General features: G+C 64.3%; 19 protein-coding genes and 3 tRNA genes. 17 read left to right on the top strand and 5 right to left on the bottom strand.

All coding sequences use genetic code 11. From position 1 onward, the window contains the following. The first annotated feature begins 1,455 nt into the window (after positions 1–1,455). Genes mnmG through KYC_RS00085 form a run of 6 tightly spaced genes read left to right on the top strand, consistent with a single transcriptional unit; the run spans position 1,456 to position 7,651 of the window. Positions 1,456–3,375, top strand: a complete 1,920-nt coding sequence (gene mnmG, locus KYC_RS00110; protein WP_008157477.1) for a tRNA uridine-5-carboxymethylaminomethyl(34) synthesis enzyme MnmG — start codon at positions 1,456–1,458, stop codon at positions 3,373–3,375. Further along, entirely contained in the window at positions 3,372–4,061 is a 690-nt protein-coding gene (gene rsmG, locus KYC_RS00105) for a 16S rRNA (guanine(527)-N(7))-methyltransferase RsmG (RefSeq protein ID WP_008157475.1), read from the top strand. The genes mnmG and rsmG overlap by 4 nt, the downstream gene beginning before the upstream one ends. After that, positions 4,058–4,858 (top strand): ParA family protein, encoded by an 801-nt coding sequence (locus KYC_RS00100; RefSeq protein WP_008157473.1) that lies wholly within the window; start codon positions 4,058–4,060, stop codon positions 4,856–4,858. The genes rsmG and KYC_RS00100 overlap by 4 nt, the downstream gene beginning before the upstream one ends. Before the next feature lie 9 nt (positions 4,859–4,867). Continuing rightward, positions 4,868–5,689: a GNAT family N-acetyltransferase gene (locus KYC_RS00095; RefSeq protein ID WP_008157471.1), complete on the top strand. Its 822-nt coding sequence runs from the start codon at positions 4,868–4,870 to the stop codon at positions 5,687–5,689. Between the two features lie 44 nt (positions 5,690–5,733). Further along, positions 5,734–6,654 (top strand): ParB/RepB/Spo0J family partition protein, encoded by a 921-nt coding sequence (locus KYC_RS00090; RefSeq protein WP_008157469.1) that lies wholly within the window; start codon positions 5,734–5,736, stop codon positions 6,652–6,654. Then, positions 6,647–7,651 (top strand): asparaginase, encoded by a 1,005-nt coding sequence (locus KYC_RS00085; RefSeq protein WP_008157467.1) that lies wholly within the window; start codon positions 6,647–6,649, stop codon positions 7,649–7,651. Before KYC_RS00090 ends, KYC_RS00085 begins: the two co-directional genes overlap by 8 nt. Here KYC_RS00085 and KYC_RS00080 read toward each other — a convergent pair. Then, positions 7,645–8,544 (bottom strand): LysR substrate-binding domain-containing protein, encoded by a 900-nt coding sequence (locus tag KYC_RS00080; RefSeq protein ID WP_008157465.1) that lies wholly within the window; start codon positions 8,542–8,544, stop codon positions 7,645–7,647. The genes KYC_RS00085 and KYC_RS00080 overlap by 7 nt on opposite strands. A 150-nt stretch (positions 8,545–8,694) precedes the next feature. Here KYC_RS00080 and KYC_RS00075 point away from each other — a divergent pair, with 150 nt between their 5' ends. From KYC_RS00075 to KYC_RS00060, 4 genes are all read left to right on the top strand, one after another. After that, positions 8,695–9,282 carry a cysteine dioxygenase family protein gene (locus tag KYC_RS00075; protein WP_008157464.1) on the top strand — a complete coding sequence of 196 codons (588 nt, stop codon included), beginning with the start codon at positions 8,695–8,697 and terminating at the stop codon, positions 9,280–9,282. A 2-nt stretch (positions 9,283–9,284) separates the two neighbouring features. Next, the gene (gene metC, locus KYC_RS00070) at positions 9,285–10,478 is read left to right on the top strand and encodes a cystathionine beta-lyase (RefSeq protein ID WP_008157462.1); all 1,194 of its coding nucleotides are present in this window, start codon (positions 9,285–9,287) and stop codon (positions 10,476–10,478) included. Then, positions 10,478–12,073 (top strand): rhodanese-like domain-containing protein, encoded by a 1,596-nt coding sequence (locus tag KYC_RS00065; RefSeq protein ID WP_008157460.1) that lies wholly within the window; start codon positions 10,478–10,480, stop codon positions 12,071–12,073. The genes metC and KYC_RS00065 overlap by 1 nt, the downstream gene beginning before the upstream one ends. A gap of 194 nt (positions 12,074–12,267) precedes the next feature. After that, complete coding sequence (locus KYC_RS00060; RefSeq protein ID WP_008157458.1) at positions 12,268–13,224, top strand: Bug family tripartite tricarboxylate transporter substrate binding protein; 957 nt, start codon at positions 12,268–12,270, stop codon at positions 13,222–13,224. A gap of 23 nt (positions 13,225–13,247) precedes the next feature. Here the strand turns inward: KYC_RS00060 and KYC_RS00055 are convergent, their stop codons facing one another. From KYC_RS00055 to KYC_RS00040, 4 genes are read right to left on the bottom strand one after another with little or no spacing between them, the layout of a single operon-like run. Then, entirely contained in the window at positions 13,248–14,009 is a 762-nt protein-coding gene (locus KYC_RS00055; RefSeq protein WP_008157457.1) for a DeoR/GlpR family DNA-binding transcription regulator, read from the bottom strand. A gap of 12 nt (positions 14,010–14,021) precedes the next feature. Beyond that, the gene (locus KYC_RS00050; RefSeq protein WP_008157455.1) at positions 14,022–15,713 is read right to left on the bottom strand and encodes an ABC transporter permease subunit; all 1,692 of its coding nucleotides are present in this window, start codon (positions 15,711–15,713) and stop codon (positions 14,022–14,024) included. A 22-nt stretch (positions 15,714–15,735) separates the two neighbouring features. After that, positions 15,736–16,743, bottom strand: a complete 1,008-nt coding sequence (locus KYC_RS00045; protein ID WP_008157453.1) for an ABC transporter ATP-binding protein — start codon at positions 16,741–16,743, stop codon at positions 15,736–15,738. A gap of 38 nt (positions 16,744–16,781) precedes the next feature. Further along, on the bottom strand, positions 16,782–17,789 hold the full coding sequence (locus KYC_RS00040; RefSeq protein ID WP_085945394.1) for an ABC transporter substrate-binding protein: 1,008 nt from the start codon (positions 17,787–17,789) through the stop codon (positions 16,782–16,784). Positions 17,790–17,986: 197 nt separating this feature from the next. Between KYC_RS00040 and hisN the strand changes: the two genes are divergently transcribed. The 7 genes from hisN to KYC_RS00005 all read left to right on the top strand — a co-directional run bounded on the left by hisN (position 17,987) and on the right by KYC_RS00005 (position 23,361). Next, positions 17,987–18,793, top strand: coding sequence for a histidinol-phosphatase (gene hisN / locus KYC_RS00035; RefSeq protein WP_008157450.1), 807 nt, complete (start codon positions 17,987–17,989; stop codon positions 18,791–18,793). Between the two features lie 57 nt (positions 18,794–18,850). Next, complete coding sequence (locus KYC_RS00030) at positions 18,851–20,236, top strand: glutamine synthetase family protein (protein ID WP_043517119.1); 1,386 nt, start codon at positions 18,851–18,853, stop codon at positions 20,234–20,236. A 32-nt stretch (positions 20,237–20,268) separates the two neighbouring features. After that, on the top strand, positions 20,269–21,657 hold the full coding sequence (locus tag KYC_RS00025) for an aldehyde dehydrogenase family protein (protein ID WP_008157446.1): 1,389 nt from the start codon (positions 20,269–20,271) through the stop codon (positions 21,655–21,657). A 24-nt stretch (positions 21,658–21,681) separates the two neighbouring features. Next, positions 21,682–22,845, top strand: coding sequence for an iron-containing alcohol dehydrogenase (locus KYC_RS00020; protein ID WP_008157444.1), 1,164 nt, complete (start codon positions 21,682–21,684; stop codon positions 22,843–22,845). Between the two features lie 113 nt (positions 22,846–22,958). Continuing rightward, positions 22,959–23,045, top strand: a tRNA-Tyr gene (locus KYC_RS00015). Positions 23,046–23,191: 146 nt separating this feature from the next. Further along, positions 23,192–23,265 (top strand) — tRNA-Gly (locus KYC_RS00010). 21 nt (positions 23,266–23,286) lie between these two features. Continuing rightward, a tRNA-Thr gene (locus tag KYC_RS00005) sits at positions 23,287–23,361 on the top strand. Positions 23,362–23,415 lie beyond the last annotated feature (54 nt).

The raw sequence follows: 23,415 nt of genomic DNA, 5'->3' as shown, positions 1-23,415 counted from the left end.
GCGCACGTCGAAAAGGGGCTGTTGATAAGAATGTGAGTAACCCTGTCGGAACGGGGTCGGATTTACCGATTTTCCTGCGACGGAGTGCTTTTTACGCGCTGTGGATAAGAAGGGATATCCATTCCCAGTTCCAACGGATTTCTGCTGTGCCTCGCGGTTTGGAATTCGACGTGCCGTCATCCTAGATCCAGGAGATTGCCTGCTCCTGCCACTGTTATCTTCGCGTCGCCCTGCGAAGATAGTTACTCACGAATATCTCCGCACTATCGGTCCGTCGATTTTCTTTCGAGGACAGCCTCGCTTTTGTCCAAAATTCCTCAATTTTTAGGCAAGGGGTAGGGTAGGGTGGAATAAATCGTTTTTTTTCATATTTCTTACCTTTTCTCCATCGGCTGTTCCCTCGGATCCGGACGGGCGGGGAAGGAGTGCATTTGGCGATCGTCAGAGGAACACTTCCGGCATAAGGAGGATTCCTTGGGTTTTTGGCCGGCCTTGTTTGCATGTTTCACGTGGAACATACGCAGGTTTCTCTGCGCTTGCAGGCGCCAGGCTGTAGTGCTGGCTGTTTCACGTGGAACATGTACTGCGCTAGTACACATCTTTGCTGTCGGTGCATGCGTAGCCGTTAGTCGTCGCAGGACTTTGCTCCCGCAATAGCTTCCGACTGGCGCCGAAACAAGGATCGCGGTTGGTGGCATCCCTGCGTTTGCATGGCGTGGCCACCAGCTTGAGCGCTTGTTCTGACAGGGGGGAAGCATGGTCAAGAGAGACTAAGTCTTGCGTCTTGGCAGGGCAGGGGTACGGCCTAAAAATTATTGTCTTGCCGCCTGTGTTCCACGTGAAACATTCGCAGCGTGCGCAGTAGATCATCGCGACTAACAGCGGGTCTGATTGTCAGCGGCCCCAAGTGTTCCACGTGAAACACCGTAGTCCATAGAGTTCCATTCGACGTAATGGCAAACACCAGAAGACGCCGTTCTGGATTGAGTGGTACGTGGCGGAATTTCCGGTCGCCGCTTCTTTGGCCCTATTCCCTATGAGAGGACTATTCCGAAGATGATCTTGGCGCTGGTAGCTGGTTGAGTAGGAGGCAACCAGGTCGTTTCAATACATGGAACTGAAGATTGCATCGATCGCGGCCACGTAGTTCCGGTGACCCTAAGGTACGCTTCGAGCTATTCATATCCGCAGCATGATTCACGTGGAACATGCTGGTTTGAAGTAGCGAGGTTGGCGGTGTGCTGTCCCTTCGGCTCTGTGTTTCACGTGAAACATAGACGACGAAACACCGGCAGATGCCGATAGATTGGCCGCTCCATGGGCTTTACCTTTCGGCCGGGCGTCACCTTTGTGGCCTCTTCGCCTCGAATGCGCTTCGCGAACATGTTTCACGTGAAACATGCAACCCCTGCCTCTATAATGAGCGCCGAACGCTCTCTTTCTCCTCCCCCCATCATGGACTATCCCCGCGAATTCGATGTCATTGTCGTCGGTGGCGGCCACGCCGGCACCGAAGCGGCTTTGGCTGCGGCCCGTACTGGCGCCCAGACGCTGCTGCTTACGCACAACATCGAAACCCTAGGCCAAATGTCTTGCAATCCCTCAATAGGTGGGATCGGCAAGGGCCATCTTGTCAAAGAAGTCGACGCGCTTGGCGGCGCCATGGCGTTGGCGACGGACGAGGCGGGCATTCAATTCCGGATTCTCAACGGTTCCAAGGGACCCGCCGTACGCGCGACCCGCGCACAGGCAGACCGTGTGCTGTACCGGAAGGCGATTCGTGGCCGTCTGGAAAACCAGCCTAACCTCTGGCTGTTCCAGCAGGCTGTGGAAGATCTGATGGTGGAGGGAGACCGCGTGGTTGGCGCCGTCACCCAGGTTGGCCTGAAGTTCAGGGCCAAGACCGTGGTGCTGACCGCCGGCACGTTTCTCAATGGCTTGATTCACGTCGGACTGCAGAACTATTCCGGCGGCCGTGCCGGTGACCCGCCTGCAATTTCGCTGGGGCAACGCCTGAAGGAACTCCAGCTTCCGCAGGGGCGCCTGAAGACCGGCACGCCGCCACGCATCGACGGCCGGACCATCAACTACGGCATTCTGGAAGAGCAACCGGGCGACCTGGACCCGGTTCCCGTGTTTTCGTACATGGGCAACGCGGCCATGCATCCGCGTCAACTGCCTTGCTGGATTACCCACACCAATGCCCGCACGCATGACATCATCCGCGCCGGGCTGGACCGGTCGCCGATGTACAGCGGCGTCATCGAAGGGGTGGGGCCGCGGTACTGCCCGTCGATTGAAGACAAGATTCACCGCTTTGCGGACAAGCAATCGCATCAGGTCTTTCTTGAACCGGAAGGTCTGGACACTCACGAGGTCTACCCGAATGGGGTGTCGACCAGCCTGCCGTTCGATGTGCAGCTGGACCTGATCCATTCCTTGCCTGGTCTGGAAAACGCGCACATCATGCGCCCCGGTTACGCCATCGAGTACGACTACTTTGATCCACGTGGATTGAAGAGCACCCTCGAGACCAAAGCCATCGGCGGCTTGTACTTTGCCGGACAGATCAACGGCACCACCGGGTACGAAGAAGCTGCGGCCCAAGGGCTGCTGGCGGGCGTGAACGCCGCGCTGCAATCGCTCGACCGTGAGCAATGGACGCCGCGCCGGGATGAAGCGTACCTGGGCGTGTTGGTGGACGACCTGGTTACGCGCGGCGTGACCGAGCCCTACCGCATGTTCACTTCGCGTGCGGAATATCGTTTGAGCCTGCGCGAAGACAATGCGGATCTTCGCCTGACCGAAATCGGGCGCCGGCTCGGAATTGTCGACAATATGCGGTGGGATGCTTTCAACCGGAAGCGCGACGCTGTCGCCGCCGAAGTCGAGCGCCTGAAGTCGTCGTGGGTGAATCCGCGGCTGTTGCCCGTTGAGGTGGCCGAACCCCTGTTGGGCAAGGCAATTGAGCGTGAGTACTCACTTGCAGATCTGCTGAAGCGGCCGAATGTTTCATATGAAGCCCTCATGGCTGCTCGCAATACCGACGGTTCGTTGTTGGCCGGGCCGGGCGTGGCGGAAGACGAGGTCCTGGCCGAGCAGGTCGAGATCCAGGTCAAGTACGCGGGCTACATTGCCCGCCAGCAGGACGAAGTGCAGAAGCACATTGCCCACGAACAGCAGCCTATCCCCGCGGATGTCGACTACGACGCCGTGACCAGCCTGTCCTTCGAGGTGCGCCAGAAGCTCAAGACGCACCGCCCGGAAACCATCGGCCAGGCCGCACGGATCTCCGGCGTTACGCCGGCAGCCATTTCGCTCCTGCTTATCCACCTGAAGCGCCTGCACTACGGCTCGCGCAAGCAAGCGGCATGAGCGCGCCCGCCAAAGAGGCCGGCATGGACATGGCCGGCCGACTCACACGCGCATGCGAACAGCTGGGCCTTGCGGCCGACGCCGCCGCGATCGCCAAGCTCGTGAATTATCTGGCGCAGATGCAGCGCTGGAACCGCACGTACAACCTCACCGCCATTCGCGATCCCCAACAGATGCTGGTGCAGCACCTGTTCGACAGCATGGCGGCGGTAAAGCCCTTCAGCGAGGCGCTGCCGGCGGCTGATGCCGAGGCCAAGGTCTACGACGTCGGATCGGGTGGAGGCTTGCCTGGCGTCGTCCTGGCGATCCTGCGGCCCCAATGGTCCGTGACGTGCATCGACGCCGTTGAAAAGAAGACCGCATTCGTGCGGCAGATGAGCGGTGCGCTGGGCCTGCCCAACCTGCAGGCGCGCCACGCCCGCATCGAAACGCTGGACCCCGCCGACTGCAACATTGTCACGTCGCGAGCTTTTGCATCATTAGATGATTTTGCGCAACTCGCGGGTCGCCACGTAGCCAAGAATGGTACCCTCGTCGCCATGAAGGGCAAGGTCCCCGAAGAAGAAATCCAGGCGCTGCACGCGCGCGGGGAATGGCAAGTCGACCATATTCAGCCGCTCCAGGTCCCGGAGCTGCAAGCAGAACGCTGCCTGATCTGGATGCGCCGCAGTCAAGGAACCCTATGAAGAACATACCCCCCAGCACGTCCGCCCGCGTATTCTGCATTGCCAATCAAAAGGGCGGCGTGGGCAAGACTACGACCGCCATCAATCTGGCGGCCGGTCTTGCCACGCATAAGCAACGCGTGCTGCTGGTGGACCTGGACCCGCAAGGCAACGCAACGATGGGCAGCGGCATCGACAAGAATTCGCTGGAGTCGAATCTGTACCAGGTGCTTATCGGCGAATCTTCCATCGAACAGGCTCGCGTGAAGTCCGAATCCGGTGGCTATGACGTTCTGCCCGCCAATCGTGAATTGTCCGGCGCCGAAATCGACCTGGTGCAGATGGAAGAGCGCGAGCGCCAACTGAAGACCGCCATCGACACCGTTGCCTCGCAGTACGATTTCGTCCTGATTGATTGCCCGCCCACGTTGTCGCTGTTGACGCTCAATGGCCTGGCTGCGGCCCATGGCGTGATCATCCCGATGCAGTGCGAATACTTCGCGCTCGAAGGTCTGTCGGATCTCGTCAACACCATCAAGCGCGTCCATCGCAACATCAACGACGACCTGCGGGTCATCGGATTGTTGCGCGTGATGTTCGATCCGCGCATGACGCTGCAACAGCAGGTGTCCGCGCAGCTCGAAGCGCACTTCGGCGACAAGGTCTTCAAGACCGTCGTGCCGCGCAACGTGCGCCTGGCGGAAGCACCCAGTTACGGTATGCCGGGTGTGGTGTATGACAGAGGGTCACGCGGCGCGCAGGCGTACATCTCGTTTGGCGCGGAAATGATCGAGCGCGTCAGAAAGGACTTGAACTAGCCGTATCAAATGTCCGACGCCGCGCTCTTTTTCCCCACACGAACGCCCGCCCGCACGCCGCCCGCCGACGTGCGCGATGCGCTGCGCGTCCGTCTGGAAGAGGCTGCGCTCAACGCCACGGCGGTGGGTGCGCAGGTGCTCTACGATGGCTGGCTGGTGCGTTTCGCGCACTCGCCGGCCAAGCGCGTCCGCAGCGTCAATGTGCTGGGGTTATCCACACGTCCGTTGGACGAGCGGCTGGCGTATTGTTCATCGTTGTATGCGCGCCATGGCCTGCCCATGGTGTTGCGCATCACCTCCATCGGCCCCGATTTTTCGCTCGACGCCGAACTGGAGTCCCGCGGTTATATCTACACCGGTGAGACCCGAGTCATGAGTACGCCGCTCGCCCCCCGGACAAGCGCCAGGGGCGATCTGCTCTTCAGGATCGTCGACGCCGAACGCTTCGCGGCGGCGGTGGGAGCCATGCGCGGTTTCTCCGCCGCGCAGATCGGGGAACATCAGGCCCGTTTGCAGGGACTGGCTGTGGATAAGCAGCCGGTGCTCGCATTCGACGCGGCCGGGCAATGCGTTGCCGCGGGCCTGGCCGTCCGCGACGGCGATCTGCTCGGCCTGTTCGACATCATCACGGATCCCGGTCAACGGCGCAAAGGCTACGCCGCTGTCCTGGTGGAGCATTTGCTGGCCGAAGGCGCCGCCCGCGGCGCCGGCACGGCCTACCTGCAGGTCGAGCCCGAAAACATTGCCGCGCGCGCGCTGTATGGCCGCTACGGTTTCAAAGACTGTTACGCGTATTGGTACCGCCTGCCCGCCGAGCAGACGGACGCCTGAGCTGCCGCTCGGGATACAAAGACAGAAGGAAAGAGGATTTAATTATGGCCACCAAGAAACCCAAGGGATTGGGTCGCGGACTGGACGCCTTGCTGGGCGCGGACGCGCCTGCCATCGACAACATCGGCAAGGCCGCGGCCAAGCCCGAGGGTCCGCCGTCCACTCTGCCCATCTCGAAAATGCGCGCCGGCAAGTATCAGCCGCGCACGCGCATGGACGAGGGCGCCTTGGGCGAGCTGGCCGAATCCATACGCACGCAGGGCATCATGCAGCCCATTCTCGTGCGCGCCCTTGGCGAGGCCGCGCCCGGCCATTACGAGATCATTGCGGGCGAACGGCGTTTCCGCGCCGCCCAGTTGGCGGGCCTGAAAGAAGTGCCCGTGCTGGTGCGCGAAGTGGCCGACGAAAACGCCGCAGTGATGGCGTTGATCGAAAACATCCAGCGCGAAGACCTGAATCCCCTTGAAGAGGCGCACGGCGTGCGCCGCCTGCTCGATGAGTTCGGCCTGACGCACGAACAGGCCGCACAGGCAATCGGCCGCTCGCGCTCGGCCACCAGCAACCTGCTGCGCCTTCTGAACCTGGCCGCTCCGGTGCAGACCATGCTGCTGGCGGGCGACGTCGACATGGGTCACGCGCGCGCGCTGCTGGCCGTCGATGCCGCAACCCAGATCCAGCTGGCCAACCAGATCATCGCGCGCCGCCTGTCGGTGCGCGAGGCCGAAAAGCTCGTGGCCAAGACCGCCAAGGAGGCCGAAGCGTCGGCGTCCCCCAAGAAAAAGGCCAATGGCGTCTCGCGCGACCTGACCCGCCTTGAGGAAGCCCTGTCCGATCATCTGGGCACGCGCGTCGCCCTGAAGGTCGGCGCCAAGGAAAAAGGCCAGATCGTCATCGACTTCCACGGCTGGGAGCACCTGAATTCGCTGCTCGAACGCCAAGGCCTGTCCGGAGCGGTGGATGCCTGAGATGGCGCTGCCTGTCATCGCGGTGCTGGCCACGGGCGGCACGATCGCGGGCGCCCAGGCCGACGCGACATCGGCGGGCTATAAGTCTGGTTCGTTCTCCGTGAACGACCTGCTGGCTGCCGTGCCGCAACTGGCGGGCATCGCCGAGATCCGGGCCGAACAGGTCGCGAATGTCGGCAGCCAGAACATGACGCACGATGTGTGGCGCGCGCTGGCGCAGCGCGTAGATACGCTATGCCAGGACGCCTCCGTGGCCGGCATCGTCATCACGCACGGCACCGACACGCTGGAAGAAACCGCCTATTTCCTGAGCCTGGTTATCCGCCACGACAAGCCGGTCGTGCTGGTCGGCGCCATGCGGCCCGCGACGGCGCTCGGCGCGGAAGGCCCGGCCAATCTGTACAACGCCGTGGCGCTGGCGCGCCATCCCGACGCCCGCGGCCGCGGGCCCCTCGTCGTCATGAACGAAGACGTGCATTACGCGCGCGAGATCCAGAAGATCGCCAGCGCCGGCCTGTGCGCTTTTGCTTCGCCCAATCGCGGCCGGGCGGGCGTCATGCACGGCGGCGCGCCATGCTTCTATTCGCGCAACGCTACCACGCATACATCGCAAAGCGAGTTTTCACTCGCATTATTGGAAAAGGCTGGCTGGCCCCGTGTCGATATCGTCTACGCCTACGCCAACCTGCAGGCCGACCTGATCGACTTCCTGGCGGGCGCTGCGGATGGCATCGTGTTGGCCGGCGTGGGCGATGGCAACGCCACGGACCTGGCCATCGAAGCCTTGCGCCGCGCGTCCGATGACGGCGTGGCCGTGGTGCGGTCCAGCCGCACGGGCAGCGGTTTCGTCGCGCGCGACGTAGAGGTCGACGACGCCAGCCTGGGGTTCGTCGCCGCGCGCGACCTCAACCCTCAGAAGGCGCGCGTCTTGCTGATGCTTGCGCTGTCGGTCACCCGTGATCCGGCTGCGCTGCAGCAGATCTTCGATCGCTATTGAATGGCCGGACGCGACGGCCCAGCCGTTGCGCCGCCTTGCTGCGCCAGTCCAAGGTTGGCTCTCAGCATGTCGTACACCTGCCGCGTCAGCGGATTGATCAGGTCGCGCCTTATCCACAGGAAGTAGGTCACGTCGGGCAACGGCGGCAGGCCGTCCTTTTCTCCCAGCACGCGCATTTCCGGGCCCAGCAGCTCCACGCTGCGCGCGGTCACGCCCAGGCCCGCGCGCAGCGCGGCCTTGATCCCCACCAGGTTCGGCGCCACGTAATTAGTGTGCCAGCGCACTTGCGCCTGCTCCAGCGCATTGAGCGCCAGGCGGCGGAAGATGCTGGGGTCATCCGCCAGCACCAGCGGAACCGGGGCATGTGGATCGTGCACGTAATCGGCGCTGGCCAGCCATACCGTGGGCGAGGTGCGCAGCGCCACGCCTTCGAAGTCCTGGTCGAAGCGGGTCGAGATGGTCAGGTCGATTTCCCCCGCGCGCAGCGCATCCATCAGGAAGGGACTGCGGTCCACGCGGATCTCCAGCTTTACCCGCGGCGCCACCCGCGCGATATGAGTGAGGAGGGTGGGCAAAATGGTGTCTGCCACGTCCAGCGGCGCGCCCAGGCGCAGATCGCCCTCCAGCGGACCGTCCTGCAGCGCGCGCAGCGCTTCGTCGTTGATGGCCAGCATGTGCCGGGCGTACTCGACCAGGCGCCTGCCGTGCGATGACAGGTGCTTGTTGCGCCCCTGCTTTTCGAACAGCGGCAGGCCGATCATCGACTCCAGCCGCTGCATCTGCTGGGTGATGGCCGACTGCGTCTTGTGGAGCCGGTTGGCGGCTTCAGAGAATGTTTCATGCTGGGCGATCGCCGTCAGCGTGCGCAGCAGATCCAGATCGAGATTACGCATTCAGGCTCGCAAAAGAGAATGAAGAGCAGATTGGGGATAACCCAATGTATTAGCAATGCTAATGAAATCTTAAATCAAATTAAATTGTTGGGTGGGAATGCTGCGGATACAGTAAGTGCAATAACTCGTGAAACAAGAGGGAAAGCCAAAGTGACCTCCGCACATCCTCATCAAGCCGGCATAGACAGTGCCGTCGGAAATATTAAAAAAACTGTAGGAAATAAGGGGCTGAACCGGGACAGCCTTCAATCCGTTCTGGATGAACTCATCGGCCTGGCGGGCAACACCGCGTGGTGGGGCGCTGATCGCTACCCGGCGCCGGAGGGAGACGAGCGTCAGGCGCGCTACCTCATTGCCGAGGACGCCGACCAGAGCTATGCGCTCTATCTGAACGTGATGCGGCCCGGCAAGAAGATCGTGCCGCACAACCACACCACCTGGGCCTGTATCGCCGCCGTCGAGGGCGTCGAATACAACTACGTTTATGACCGCACCGACGACGGCTCCGTGCCGGGCGTGGGCACCCTGGAAAAGACCGGCACCGTCGTGGTGGGGCCCGGCGCCGGTATCGCCCTGATGCCGGACGACATCCACGCCGTGGAAATCCAGGGCGACAGCGTCATACGCCATCTCCACATGTACGGCCGCGCGCTGGAAACGCTGAATGAGCGCCTGGGGTTCGACCTGGACGCGGGCACCTGCAAGATCATGCCGATCGGCGTCCAGACGCGTCGCTGACCATGAGCAAGCCCTATCGCGCCGCGACGCGCCTGCTGCGCGCAGGCCGTCCCCATCAAGGCTGGGTCAATACGCCCGTCACGCGTGCCAGCACCTATGTGTTTGAAAGCGTGCAGTCGTGGCGCGATACGCGGGCCCGCCGCGAGCAAGAGCGCCTGCCGTCCTATGGCGCACGCGGCACCGACAGCACCCATGCGCTAGAAGATGCGCTGATCGAACTGGAGCAGGGCTACCGCGCCAAGCTCTATCCCACCGGCCAGGCGGCGATCGCCACCGTGCTGCTCGCCTATCTTCGTGCGGGCGACCATGTGCTGATTACCGACGCCGTGTACGAACCCGTGCGCAGGTTCTGCGCGGAACATCTTGCGCGCCTGGGCATCGAGCATACGTACTACGCGCCGGACGGCAACGGTATCGAAGCCATGATCCGGCCCAACACCCGCATGATCTATGCCGAGTCGCCGGGTTCGCTGACGTACGAAATGCCGGACCTCTCCAGGTTATCCACAGCTGCGCGAAAACACGGTTGCTGGCTGGCTGTGGATAACACGTGGGCATCGGGATTGCTGCACCAGCCGCTCACGCTCGGCGCTGATATTTCCATCCTGGCGGCCACCAAATACCTGGGCGGCCATGCCGACGCCATGATGGGCGCCGTCGTCGCTAACCAGCGCGCCTGGCAGGCCCTGGAGCGGGCCACCATCGACTTTGGCCAGACGGTCGGCGCCGATGACGCCTTCCTGGTGCTGCGCGGCATGCGCACGCTGCCGCTGCGCATGGCGCAGCACGCCGGCAACGCCATGCAGGTCGCCAATTGGCTGCTTGCGCGGCCCGAGATCTCCCGCGTGCTTTATCCGGCCTTGCCCGGCGATCCGTCGCACGCGATCTGGCGACGCGACTTCACTGGCGCGAACGGTCTGCTGACGGTTGAGCTGGCCGACACCTATACCGAATCCGACGCCGAGCGACTGATCGACAGCCTGCAGCTTTTTGGCATTGGCGCTTCGTGGGGCGGCTTCGAAAGCCTGGTGATTCCGGTGCAGCTGCGCACTTCGCGCGCGCTGTCCGGCAACCTCCCGCGTGGCCCGATGCTGCGCCTGCATGTCGGCCTGGAAGACCCCCAGGACCTCATCGCCGATCTCGAGCGCGGCCTGAACGCGCTCATCCAACCTCTCCGCACCCTTCGAATTTCATAATGCAGCCCAACACCGAACTTTTCTTCGCCGACATCGACGCCCATACGCTCAAGCAATGGCTGCACGACGGCCGCGAGATCGCGCTGCTGGATGTGCGCGAGCACGGGCAGTACGGCGAGTCCCATCTGTTCTACGCCGCACCCGTGCCGTACAGCCGGCTAGAGGCGGACATCGTGCGGCTGGCGCCGCGCCGCAGCGTGCGGGTGGTGGTCTACGACAACGGAGGCGCCGACGACACGGCCGCGCGGGCGGCAAACGCGCTGATTGCGCTTGGTTATACGCAGGTGCATCGCCTGGCAGACGGCATCGCGCAATGGCAGCAGCAGGGCTACGCCGTTTTTGCAGGCGTCAACGTCCCGAGCAAAACGTTCGGCGAATTGGCCGAAGAAGTTTTCCACACCCCGCGCATCGGCGCGCGCGAACTGGCCGAACGCCAACGGCGCGGCGACGACCTGATCGTCCTAGATGGCCGGCCCTACGCGGAATACCAGAAGATGAGCATTCCGGGCGGCATCTGTTGCCCCAACGGGGAACTGGCGCTGCGGGCCCACACGCTGGCAGCCAGTCCGGATACGACCATCGTGGTCAATTGCGCCGGCCGCACGCGCAGCATCATCGGCGCGCAGACGCTGATCAACCTGGGCGTGCCTAATCCCGTCTACGCACTCGAGAACGGCACGCAGGGCTGGTATCTGGAAGACCTGCAGCTGGAGCACGGCGCGCGTCGCCGCTACCGCGACGATGTGGCGGAACAGGACCTGCCGGTCCTGGCGCAACGGTCCGCGCGGCTGGCTGAACGCCACGGCGTGCCCACTGCCACCGCCGCCCAGGTCCAGGCCTGGCTCGATGACCCGGAACGCACCACGTTCCTGTGCGACGTGCGCAGTGCCGAAGAATACGCGCAAGGATCTCTCCCGGGGGCGCAGCACGCGCCCGGCGGCCAGCTGGTCCAGGCCACCGACCAATACCTGGCCGTGCGCGGCGCCCGTATCGTGGTGTTCGATGCCGAAGGCGTGCGCGCGCCCGTCGTCGCCAGCTGGCTCAGGCAGATGGGGTGGGACGCCTGCACGCTGCAGGAAGGCACCTACGCCGCGCTGTCCAATGCCTCGCCCGCGGTGGCCGCGCCCGCCGTCTCAGTGTTGTCAGACGCCGCGCTCGCCCTGGCGCTGGCGCAGGGCGCGCAAGCGGTCGATATTCGTCCCAGCATGCGCTATCGCGCCAGCCATCTGACGGGCGCGCGCTGGTCCATTCGTCCGCGCCTGGGCAGCCTGGCGCTGGATGGCGCGCGGCCTGTGGTCCTGCTGGCCGAAGACGCCGCAGTGGCAGCCTGGGCGGCGGCGGAACTGCGGGCGCTGGGCATCCCGGACGTCAAGGTGAACACGGGCACGCCGGAAAGCTGGGCCGCGCACGGACTTGCGCTGGAGTCCACACCCGCCCAGCCGGCCGACCGCGATTGCATCGACTACCTGTTCTTCGTACACGACCGGCATGACGGCAACAAGGCCGCGGCACGGCAATACCTGGCTTGGGAGACCAACCTGGTCAAGCAGATCGACGAGCGGGAACGCGCGGCCTACCGCTTTCCGCCTCAGTGACCAGCCGCCGCGGCTCCGCCCGCGGCGCGACAGACGCTTCAACCTGATCAATACGCCCCGGCGGCCCCGCCGGCGGGGTGCGGACGGTTCATGGCGAACCGAAATGCGAAGGACGGCCGAGCATCCGGCCGCCAACACAAGGGGAAATACAGATGAAGCAACATGCATTGCACGCTTGCAGGACCGCCGCCGCGATGGCAGCCCTGTTGCTGGGTACCGCCGTTCATGCCCAGGCGCCCGCGCCGTTGGCCGACTTTCCGAAGCAGGCCATTACCGTGGTCTCGCCGTTTCCGCCCGGAGGCGGGAATGACGGCGTGGCGCGACTGATCGCCCAGGAACTAGGATCCATCACGGGGCAGAGCGTCGTCGTGGAGAACCGGTCGGGCGCGGGGGGCAACGTCGGCACGGCCCAGGTCTCGCGCGCCAAGCCGGATGGCTACACGCTCGTCATGTCCCAGACCAGCGTCATGGCCGTCAATCCGCGCCTGTACAAGAACGTGGGGTTTGATCCGCTGAAGGACTTCGTGCCGATATCGCAGATCACGTCCGCGCCGCTGGTGCTGGTGGCGCGCGCCGAAAGCCCGTACAAGACGCTGGCCGACTACCTGGCCGCCGCGCGCAAGCAGCCGGGCGTCATCACCTATGCGACGCCGGGCAACGGCACCATGAGTCATCTGATGGGCGCGCTCGTGTCCCAGAAGGCCGACGTCAAGCTGGTCCATGTGCCGTATCGCGGCGCGGCCCCGGCCATCACGGACCTGATGGGCGGCACGGTGGACATGCTCATTACGTCGCCTGCGTCGGCCGAGCCGATGGTGGCGGCTGGAAAGCTGCGCATACTGGCGATGAGCCATGGAGACGGCGTCGGCCTCTTCAAGCAGGCGCCCACGCTGCAGCAGGCCGGCCTGGCGGGCATCACCGCAGACGATTGGTATGGCCTGTTCGCGCCGGCTGGCACGCCGCCCGAGCGCGTCGCGTATCTGGCGCAAGCCGTGGACAAGGCCATGAAGTCGCCCGCCGTGATCGCCAAGATCAATAGCGGCGGCAGCCAGCCCGTGGGCAGCGCGCCGGCCGAGTTCAAGACCCGCCTGCAGAAGGACACGGCGTATTGGGCCGAGATGGTGAAGACGGCAGGCGTGTCGTTGGATTGAGCTGATCGGGACTCGTGCCGGGGCTATACCGCCAGCGTATTGCCCACGGCCGATTCAAGCGCGGAAAATGCGGGCGAATTGCGCGCGTTGCCGTTGGTGACCAGGTGGTCGATCTGGTCCGCGGTGCAGTACGAAACGCGGCTGCACAGGCCGATCTTGCTGAAGTCGGCAAGCAGCACCAGCTGCTTGGCGTTCGCCGTCATGGCGCGGGCGACTTCGGCTTCGCGCAGATCGTAGTTGGTTGCGCCGCATTCGATGTCCACGCCCACTGGCGACAACAGCGCAAGATCGGCCCGATAGCGGTGAATCTCGGCGATCGTGATATCGCCCGACGTGGCGCATACCGGGCCGCCGACGGCGCCTCCCAGCATGATCAGCTGGTTGGCGCCGTTGCCCGCCGCGCCCACTTTCAACGCGACATCGAATGAATTGGTGATGATGGTCAGGCCCGACAGCTTGGCCAGTTCGTCGGCCAGCACGCTGGTGGTGCTGCCCGCGTCCAGGAATAGGGTCTGGCCGCTGGAAATCAGGCCCGCGGCGGCCCGCGCAATGGCGCGCTTGTACTTCACGCGCGTATGCACGCGCTCCGCGATGGGCGGTTCGCTATGCACGGGCACGGCGCCGCCGTGCACGCGGCGCAACTCCCCCAATGCCTCCAGTTCCAGCAGGTCCCGCCTGACGGTCTCCCGGGAAACCCCAAGTTCGCCGACGATGCGGTCGGTCGATACCTGCTGCAATGAAGACAGCAGGGCGCGGATCCTCTGATACCGCTCTTCTTGCCACATATCCGTTGCTTCCTAGTCCTGAACCACGCGTCGCCGCGTGGCGCCGGCGATCAGCGCCCGCATCGCCAGCAATGAGCCTCCAACGACCAGCATGATAAGGGTTGAATACGCCGCCGCCTGGGAAACGAAGCCGGCCTCGTCCAGCCGCAGCACCGACACCGGCGCCACGCTGACAGAAGGCGTGACCAGGAAGATCACGGCGGACAGGGTCACCATCGACCGCATGAACAGGAAGAAGAAGACGCCCAGCACCGTCGGCGCAATCAACGGGAGCACCGCGTCGCGCAGCACGTGCAGGGTGCCTCCGCCTATGCTGCTTACGGCTTCCTCCAGGGCCTGCGGCACGGCCCGCATGCCGGTCATCATCGTCAGGAATCCCTGGGTGTGATAGTGATAGAAGTTGCACAAGGCGATCAGCGCCGCGCTGCCATACAACGCATAGAGCGGCGTGCCCGGCGCATTGAATGCAAAGATGTACGCCAGGCCCAGCACCAGGCCCGGTACGCCGACAGGCAGGACTGACACCATGTAAACCAGCTTGGCCCACGCGCGCGGAATCCGGCACACGCCAAACGACAGGAAGAACAGTAGCAGCACACCGCCGCCGGCTGCCGCAAGCGACAGGTACAACGATGTCCAAAGGGGCGCATAGCCGCCGCTGACCGTGATGTCGTAGTGCTTCAGCGTCCACTCCATGCGGTAGGGCCAGAGCCGCATGAAGCTGGCGAAGACCACGGTGCCCACCGTGACGATGATCGTGCCCGCGACCAGCAGCACGCCCGCGCCGAAGGCGGCGTCGCGTCCGCGCGATGGGCGCGGCGCGACCCGCAGGCTGCCGGCCGATGCCGACCCGAACTGGCGTTGCGATGCCACGCGCTCGATCTGCACCGAGATCAGCGAGGGCAGCAGCAGCAGGATGCCCACGACCGACCCCATGCCGAAATTCATCTGGCCCGACACCTGGCTGTAGATCTCGGTGGCCAGCACGCGGTAGTTCCCGCCGATCACCGCCGCATTGCCGAAGTCGGTAATCGTGATGACGAAGACGACAAATGCCGCGCTGAGCAAGCCGAACCTGCAGTTGGGCAGGGTGATGTCGAAGAACTGCCGCGCGCCCGATGCGCCCATGACTTCCGCCGCGTCGTAATAGCGGGCGTCCATGTTGCGCAGCGCCGCCTGCAGGATCAGCACGGCCTGGGGCAGGGCGTAGAACACGTTGGAGATCAGCAGGCCCCAGAAGCCATAGATGTCGATCTCCCAGCCGGTCCATCGGTGCACGAGGCCGTTGCGTCCCAGGATGAAGATAAGGCCCAGCCCCTGCACCAGCGACGGCGCCAGCAGCGGCAGCACCAGCGCCAGCTGCACGATGGCCTTGCCGCGCATGCAGCTGCGGTCCAGGCCGTATGCGATCGCGAAACCCAGCACGATGCTTGCCACGGTAGTGGCTGCGCTCATCGCCAGGCTGTTCAGCGTGGCGGTGAGGATGCCGCGCGTGGCGAAGACTTCGGCATAGTTTCCCAGTCCGATGGAGCCGTCTCTTTCGACCAGGCTGCGCCATGCCACGGTGGCCAGGGGATACAGGAAAAACAGCGCCAGGCCTGCCAGCGGAACCGCGACGCAGGTCCACAGCAGCACCCGGTCGGCCGACCAGGGCGCCCGGCCGGCCGGCGCTGCCAGCGTAGCGCTTGCGTGCGCGCTGTTCACGCAATGCCTCCCGCGTGCGCCGTCATGTGCTCACCCAGGCGCACAGGCCGGGCTCTGCGGCCAGGCGCACGGGGGCGCCGCGCGACAACCCGGCCGCGCCGTGCTGCTCCACCGTCAACTCACGTCCCATCCACGCCACCCGCAGGCGTGTGAGATTGCCCATGAAGATCAGATCCCGCACGCGGCCAGGGCCCTGCGCGTCAGCCGCGACGCGCAGGTTTTCCGGACGCAGGCAGGCCTCGTAGCGCTCGCTCGCGCCGTCGGGACGCGACGCCAGCAGCTCGGGCATGGCCTCGCGCACCCAGTCGGTGGGCAGCAGATTGCTCAGCCCCACGAAACTGGCCACGAAGCGGGTGCGCGGCCGCAGGTAGAGGTCGGAGGGGGACCCCATCTGTTCGATCCGGCCGTCGTTCATGCAAACGATCTTGTCCGCCAGCGTCAGCGCTTCTTCCTGATCATGCGTCACCATGATCGTGGGAATCTGCAGCCGGCGCTGCACCTCGTGTATTTCGGCCCGCATGTCGGTGCGCACGCGTGCGTCCAGCGCCGACAAGGGTTCATCCAGCAGAATCAGCGCAGGATCCACCGCGAGCGCGCGCGCCAGGGCAACGCGTTGCTGCTGTCCCCCGGAAAGCTGGTGCGGATAGCGTTCGGCGTAGTCCGGCAGCTTGATCAGCGCCAGCAGTTCCCGGACCCGCGCTGCGATGCGTTCCCGCGTTTCGCCGCGGATGCGCAGTCCGTAGCCCACGTTCTCCGCCACAGTCATGTTGGGAAACAGCGAATACGACTGGAACACGATGCCGAAGCCGCGCTTGCGCGCGGGCACCGAGCTCAAGTCCTGGCCGCCCAGCGTGATCGTGCCGCTGTCGGACGGCAGCAGGCCCGCGACGATGCGCAGCAGCGTCGTCTTGCCGCAGCCGCTGGGTCCAAGCAGGCAAACGAACTCGTGCTCCCCGACCGACAGGTCGATGTCGTCCAGCGCCAGGGAGCCGTCGAAGGCCTTCCGTATCCCACGCAGTTCCAGATACATGGCGTCTCCAGGATGACCAGCGGCCGGCCGCTGGCCGATCAGCGCTTGATGGTGTTCTGCCAGGTCTTGATCGTCGCGTCGCGTTCCGCGGCGGACTTCTGGAAGTCGACGGGGTACAGCACGGAGGTCAGGTCTTTGGGAAGTCCCGCCGCCTCGGCCGCCTTGTTGGGGGCGGCGCCGGGCAGGGTGACCAGTTCCTTGTATTTGCTGTACAGCCCGCCGGCCTGCGCCGACAGGGTCCAGTCCAGGAAGCGCTTGGCGTCCTCGGGATTCTTGGCCGTCTTCATCAGGCCCGACGCTTCCAGTTCGTATCCCACCCATTTGGTTGGGATGACCATCTTGACGGGGTAGCCTTCCTCGATGGACTGCATCGCTGGAAAGGCGAAGGACACGCCGATGGCGTATTCGCCGGCCCGCGCCATCTTGCAGGGGCGCGAACCCGATGGCGTGTACTGCGCCACGTTCTTGTCCAGGTCCTTCAGCAAGGCCCAGCCCTTCTCCTGGCCCATGCCCTGCAGCAGCGCGACGATCTGCAGATAGCCGGTGCCGGAAGCGGCGGGGCTCGGGATGACGATCTCGCCTTTGTATTCGGGCTTGGTCAGGTCTTCCCAGGAGGTGGGCATCGGCAGGTTCTTGGACTTGAGCCTGTCGGTATTCACACAGAACGCCGCTACGTAGCCGGTGGCCGCAAACCATTTGTCGTCGGCGCCCCGATACTGCGAGGGCAGGGTGTCCATGCCCTTGGCCTTGTATGGGGCAAGCAGGTTCTGCAGGCGCGGGTCCAGCATGTTGCTGACCGCGAAGCCCCAGATGAGGTCCTGCTGTGGATTGCCGGCTTCGGCGATGAGGCGCGCGCCGAGATCGCCCGTCGACAGCCGCAGCACGTTGACCTTGAGGTCGGGCATGGCTGCGTTGGCGGCCTTCAGGTACGCGGCGATCTCGTCTTCCTCCAGCGCGGTGTAGACGGTGATCGCGCCGGCGTGGGCCTGCGCGCAACCTAGGGAAATTACTGCAACCACAAAACTGAGCTTCTTCATACATTGCATGATGGGACTCCGGTGGGGAATACACGGCAACGGTGGCAAGCTGCGTATGCGGACGGCGACCAGCCAGAACTCGGGACGTGGTTGCAGTTTTGAGCATATTTGCAAATTTGTGGCAACGTGTCTAGACTGGGAAAACCTGCACGCAGGAGTTTGACTGGCGTAGTCGCACCCCCCTTCGCCACTCTGGAAGCGCACCAATGCCATCTTCATCCGCCTTGTCCGTGCAGCAGCTGGCTGCCTTTGCCGCCTTCGCCCAAACCTTGGCGGACAGCGTCCGCCCCTTGTCCCGCAAGTGGTTTCGGCATCCGCTAGACGTGGACACCAAGGCGGACGAAAGCCCGGTCACCCAAGCGGACAGGCAGGTTGAATCGGCCTTGCGCGACGCCATTGCCCGGCATCATCCGCAACACGGGATCTTCGGCGAAGAGTTCGGCGCTTCCCATTCGGGCGCCGAATTCGTATGGTCGCTCGATCCCATCGACGGCACGCGTGCGTTCATCTCCGGCAATCCGCTGTGGGGCACGCTGCTTGCGCTGCTGCACCGGGGCAAGCCCGTGCTGGGCGTCATCGACATCCCCATGCTGGATGAACGCTGGATCGGCGCGGCGGGTTCTCCCGCGCGGCTCAACGGCCAGGAATGCCGCGTCAGCACCTGTTCCGAATTGCGCAACGCTATCCTCTATGCCACCTCGCCGGACATCTTCGAAGGCGCGGAACTGGCCGCGTTCGACGCGTTGACGGGGGCGGCGCGCATGCGCCGCTTCGGCGGCGACTGCTATAGCTACGGACTGCTGGCCAGCGGCCACGTCGATCTCGTCGTCGAGGCCGGCCTTCAACCGTACGACTATCTGGCCCTGCAGCCCGTGATCGAGGGCGCTGGCGGCGTCATAACCGATTGGTCGGGGCAGCCGCTCAGTCTCGAATCCCAGGGCCGCGTGGTCGCGGCCGCCACGCCGCAGCTGCATCGCCAGGCGATGCGGGTGCTGGGGGCGGCCATGACCTGATTTGCGCGCCGCCCGCCCGCAGTTTCACGCAACGCTTCAGCCACAAGGTGAACAAGCATGCATGCACTAGGGGTAGCAACGGTGGAAGACGCAGAGCGCCTGGTGCAGTCCAGTCCGCTCTCGCACATCAAGGTGGGCCTGTCCGACGTGGACGGGCTGATGCTGGGCAAGTATCTGCGGCGCGACAAATTCCTGGGCGCACTGCGTTCGGGGCTGGCGTTTTGCGATGTGGTGTTCGGGTGGGACATCGACGACCAGCTCTACGACAACACCAAGTACACCGGGTGGCACACCGCCTACCCCGACGCCAAGCTCAGGATCGTGCCGCAGAGTGCGCGCCGGCTCCCCCTGGAGCAGGGCCCGGGGGGCGAAGACATGCTGCTGTTCCTGGCGGAGTTCGAAGGCGACGCCGGGGCGATCTGTCCGCGCCGGCTGTTGCACCGCGTAATCGACCGCGCGGCAGGCATGGGTTACGACGCCTACGCCGCGCTGGAATACGAGTTCTTCATGTTTCGCGAGACGCCGCATTCCGTGCGCGCCAAGAACTACCGCAACATGGAGAACTGGACGCCCGGCAATTTCGGCTATTCCATGCTGCGAAGCACGGTGGAGGGCGACTTCTACCGCAAGCTCCTGGAAATGTGCGAACGCATGGACATGCCTATCGAGGGCCTGCACACCGAGACGGGGCCTGGCGTGCTTGAAGCGGCGATTGCCGTGGACGCGGCGGCCGCGGCAGGCGACAAGGCATTCCTGTTCAAGACTTTCACCAAGGCGCTAGCGCAGCAGAACGGCCTGATGGCGACGTTCATGGCGAAGTGGTCGCACGACCATCCTGGACAAAGCGGCCACATCCATTTGTCGCTACGCGACCGCAAGACGGGCCGCTCGGCCTTTTACGACGAATCGCAGCCGCACGGGATCAGCGGCACGCAGGCGTCCTTCATGGCTGGCGTGCAGCGCTACCTGCCCGAATTCATGGCGCTGTACGCGCAGACCATCAACAGTTATTCGCGTCTGGTGCCCGGTTACTGGGCGCCGCTGGACGCCACGTGGGGCATGGAAAACCGCACGACGGCGCTGCGGCTCATTCCGGGCAGCGACAAATCCCAGCGCGTCGAAGTACGCATCGGGTCGGCCGACGCCAATCCCTATCTTGCGCTGTCCGCGGCGCTGGCTTCCGGGTTGTACGGCATCGAGCAGGGCTTGGCGCCGGAACCGATGGTGCAGGGAAACGCCTACACCCAACAGTTCCCCGCGCACCTGCGCCTGCCCGCCACCCTGTGGGAAGCGGCGCAGCGCCTGCGCGGATCCGAGGCCGCGCGCCTCTTGTTCGGCGACGCGTTCGTCGAGCACTACGCCGCGACACGCGAATGGGAAGAGCGGCAGTTCCGGCGTCACGTGACCGACTGGGAATTGGCGCGCTACTTTGAAATCATCTGACCTCCCTCCAATCCGCTTGTCCGGGTCCCGCCATGACCGATGAACTCATCACCATCAGCCCCATCGACGGACGTGAAGTCGCGCGCCGCGCCTATGCCAGCGAAGCGCAGGTTGCCCATGCGCTGGCCAGCGCGCAGGCCGCGCAAGGGGCCTGGCACGCCATGGGCATAGAGGCCCGCGGGCGCGTCGTGTCCGATGCCGTCGACCGCTTCGTCGCGGCCAAGGACGAAATCGCGCGCGCGATCACGATCCAGATGGGACGGCCCCTGCGATACACGCCATCCGAGGTGGCGGGCTTCGAGGCCCGCGCCCGCCACATGATCGCGATAGCGCCAGAGGCCCTGGCCCCCATCCCCGCGCCCGCGCAGCCGGGGTACACGCGCTTCATCAGCCGCGAGCCCATCGGCGTCGCGCTGACCATTGCGCCGTGGAATTACCCCTTGCTGACTGCCGTGAACAGCATCGTGCCGGCGTTGATGGCCGGCAACTCGGTCATCCTCAAGCATTCGGACCAGACGCCCTTGTGCGCGGAACTCATCGGCCGCGCCTTTCGCGACGCCGGTGCGCCGGCGGGCGTATTCCAGTTCCTGCACGCCAGCCACGACATCGCGCAGCGGCTGGTCCGCGCGCCAGAGATCGGCTACGTATCCTTCACCGGATCGGTGCGGGGCGGCCGGTCCGTTGAGGAAGGCGCGGCCGGACGTTTCATCGGCGTGGGCCTGGAACTTGGCGGGAACGACCCAGCCTACGTGCGGGCCGACGCCAGGCTGGACCATGCGGTCGAAACCCTCGTTGACGGCGCCTTCTTCAACTCAGGCCAGTCCTGCTGCGGCATACAGCGGATCTACGTTGCCCGCGCACGCTACGACGAGTTCATCGAACGCGCCGTGGCGCTCACCAATCAGTACGTGCTGGGAAACCCGCTGGACGCCGAGACGACCCTCGGTCCGGTCGTGCGGACCCGCGCGGCCGCCGAAATCCGCGATGTCATACAAGAGGCGATCGCCGCCGGCGCCAGAAATATGATTGATTCATCACATTTTAAAAATGCGAGTGAAGACTCGCCTTACGTCGCGCCGGCGTTGCTGACCCAAGTTGACCACCGCATGCGCATCATGAACGACGAATGCTTTGGGCCTGTTGTCGGCATCATGCCGGTGGAGACCGACGAACAAGCCGTCGCGTTGATGAATGACAGCCCCTACGGCCTGACCGCCGCCGTGTTTACGCAAGATGAGGACGCCGCGCTGCATATCGGCCGGCAGGTCCGGACTGGAACATTCTTCATGAACCGCTGCGACTACCTGGATCCGGCGCTCGCCTGGACGGGCGTCAAGAATTCGGGCCGGGGCGTATCGCTATCGGCCGTCGGCTTCGAGCCGCTCACGCAGGCCAAATCCTTCCATCTGCGCAGCGTCTGACACGACGCCCCGGGGAATCGAACCATGACTGTGCCCTCCGTAAACTGGAATTACCCGACCGCCGTCAAGACCGGCCCCGGCCGCGTGCGCGAGCTGGCGCAGTGGTGCCTCGAACTGGGCATGGCGCGCCCCTTGCTGGTCACGGATCCCGGACTGGCCGCGCTGCCAATGATCGCCAACGCGGTGGTCGCCTGCCGCGAAGCTGGCCTTGAGTGCGCCGTGTTCCACGAAATCAAGGGCAATCCGACGGGACGCAATGTCGACGACGGCGTCGCGGCGTTCAAGCTAGGCAATCACGACGGCGTGATCGCGTTCGGCGGCGGTTCTGCGCTGGATGCCGCGAAGGCCATTGCCCTGATGGCGGGCCAGAGTCGTCCCCTGTGGGACTTCGAAGACATCGGCGACAACTATCTGCGCGTAAACGTGGCCGGCATGGCGCCCGTTGTGGCTGTGCCGACGACAGCGGGCACAGGATCCGAAGTGGGCCGCGCATCCGTCATCACCGACGAGGCCGCGCAGGTCAAGCGCATCATCTTCCATGCGCGCATGCTGCCCTCCATCGTGATCCTGGACGCCGAACTCACTGTTGGCTTGCCGCCCAGGATTACGGCGGCTACCGGCATGGATGCGCTGTCGCACAACCTGGAGGCCTACTGCTCGCCGTTCTTCCATCCCATGGCGGCCGGTATCGCTCTCGAAGGTATGCGCATGGTCAAGGAATATCTGCCGCAGGCGGTGGCGGACGGCGCCGACCTGCAGGCGCGCCAGCAGATGCTGGTGGCTTCCAGCATGGGCGCCACTGCGTTCCAGCGCGGCCTGGGCGCCATGCATGCGCTGGCGCACCCGCTAGGCGCGCTGTACGACGCACATCACGGCCTGCTCAACGCCATCCTGATGCCCTATGTGCTGAAGGCCAACCAGCAGGCGGTAGCGCCGCGCCTTGAATCGCTGGCGCGCTACCTGGGGCTGCCGCAAGCAGGGCCGGGCGCCGTTCTCGATTGGGTGCTGGGTCTGCGCGAAGCCGTAGGCATCCCGCACACCCTCGCGGATATCGGCCTGGACGAGGCCGAAGCGGACCGGGTAGGGCGCATGGCCAGCGAGGATCCCTCGGCCGGCACCAACCCCGTAAATTTCTCCGCAGAAAAATATTCTCAGCTTTTCCGTGCAGCAATTCGCGGAAACCTGTAAGCTTCGCCCCCTCTGCGCGGAAACGCGGCGGTGGCAGAACAGAAATTTTGAATTTTTCGTCCGAATGGTTTGACAGCGGATTTGAAAGTGTTCATAATCTCAAGTTCTCCGCTGGAGGGGTGCCCGAGTGGTTAAAGGGGGCAGACTGTAAATCTGTTGGCCTTGCGCCTACGTTGGTTCGAATCCAACCTCCTCCACCAGAGACCCATACCTAAATCCAGGCGCGGTTTGCCTGGATTTGCAATGTAAGGCCTAGGGAACTGGGCGGCCTTCGCAAAGAAGGCTGTAAGGTTTCCTCGGCCTTAGATTTGAAGGGTTTGGGAAAGAGAAGGTGAAAGGGTTTGCCGCGGGTGTAGCTCAATGGTAGAGCAGAAGCCTTCCAAGCTTACGACGAGGGTTCGATTCCCTTCACCCGCTCCAAGATTGATATCTGTACAAGTTGCCCATGTGGCTCAGTGGTAGAGCACTCCCTTGGTAAGGGAGAGGTCGCGCGTTCGATCCGCGCCATGGGCACCACAAATTTCCAAGTTCTTTTCTTCAGTCAGAAGCGCAATCCAGGTCAGGAGTCAG

The organism is Achromobacter arsenitoxydans SY8, from assembly GCF_000236785.1.
Classification (GTDB): domain Bacteria; phylum Pseudomonadota; class Gammaproteobacteria; order Burkholderiales; family Burkholderiaceae_B; genus Achromobacter; species Achromobacter arsenitoxydans.
Note: the sequence above shows the minus strand (reverse complement) of the source record. Positions and strands in the feature narration are given on the sequence as shown.

Excerpts from the sequence above, each read along its gene's own strand:
- KYC_RS00085 (WP_008157467.1), top strand. The coding sequence starts at position 6,647 with ATGCCTGAGATGGCGCTGCCTGTCATCGCGGTGCTGGCCACGGGCGGC.
- KYC_RS00090 (WP_008157469.1), top strand. The coding sequence starts at position 5,734 with ATGGCCACCAAGAAACCCAAGGGATTGGGTCGCGGACTGGACGCCTTG.
- KYC_RS00040 (WP_085945394.1), bottom strand. The coding sequence starts at position 17,789 with ATGCAATGTATGAAGAAGCTCAGTTTTGTGGTTGCAGTAATTTCCCTA.
- mnmG (WP_008157477.1), top strand. The coding sequence starts at position 1,456 with ATGGACTATCCCCGCGAATTCGATGTCATTGTCGTCGGTGGCGGCCAC.
- KYC_RS00055 (WP_008157457.1), bottom strand. The coding sequence starts at position 14,009 with ATGTGGCAAGAAGAGCGGTATCAGAGGATCCGCGCCCTGCTGTCTTCA.
- rsmG (WP_008157475.1), top strand. The coding sequence starts at position 3,372 with ATGAGCGCGCCCGCCAAAGAGGCCGGCATGGACATGGCCGGCCGACTC.
- KYC_RS00025 (WP_008157446.1), top strand. The coding sequence starts at position 20,269 with ATGACCGATGAACTCATCACCATCAGCCCCATCGACGGACGTGAAGTC.
- KYC_RS00020 (WP_008157444.1), top strand. The coding sequence starts at position 21,682 with ATGACTGTGCCCTCCGTAAACTGGAATTACCCGACCGCCGTCAAGACC.
- KYC_RS00095 (WP_008157471.1), top strand. The coding sequence starts at position 4,868 with ATGTCCGACGCCGCGCTCTTTTTCCCCACACGAACGCCCGCCCGCACG.
- KYC_RS00100 (WP_008157473.1), top strand. The coding sequence starts at position 4,058 with ATGAAGAACATACCCCCCAGCACGTCCGCCCGCGTATTCTGCATTGCC.
- KYC_RS00045 (WP_008157453.1), bottom strand. The coding sequence starts at position 16,743 with ATGTATCTGGAACTGCGTGGGATACGGAAGGCCTTCGACGGCTCCCTG.
- KYC_RS00060 (WP_008157458.1), top strand. The coding sequence starts at position 12,268 with ATGGCAGCCCTGTTGCTGGGTACCGCCGTTCATGCCCAGGCGCCCGCG.
- KYC_RS00080 (WP_008157465.1), bottom strand. The coding sequence starts at position 8,544 with ATGCGTAATCTCGATCTGGATCTGCTGCGCACGCTGACGGCGATCGCC.
- KYC_RS00030 (WP_043517119.1), top strand. The coding sequence starts at position 18,851 with ATGCATGCACTAGGGGTAGCAACGGTGGAAGACGCAGAGCGCCTGGTG.
- metC (WP_008157462.1), top strand. The coding sequence starts at position 9,285 with ATGAGCAAGCCCTATCGCGCCGCGACGCGCCTGCTGCGCGCAGGCCGT.
- KYC_RS00065 (WP_008157460.1), top strand. The coding sequence starts at position 10,478 with ATGCAGCCCAACACCGAACTTTTCTTCGCCGACATCGACGCCCATACG.
- hisN (WP_008157450.1), top strand. The coding sequence starts at position 17,987 with ATGCCATCTTCATCCGCCTTGTCCGTGCAGCAGCTGGCTGCCTTTGCC.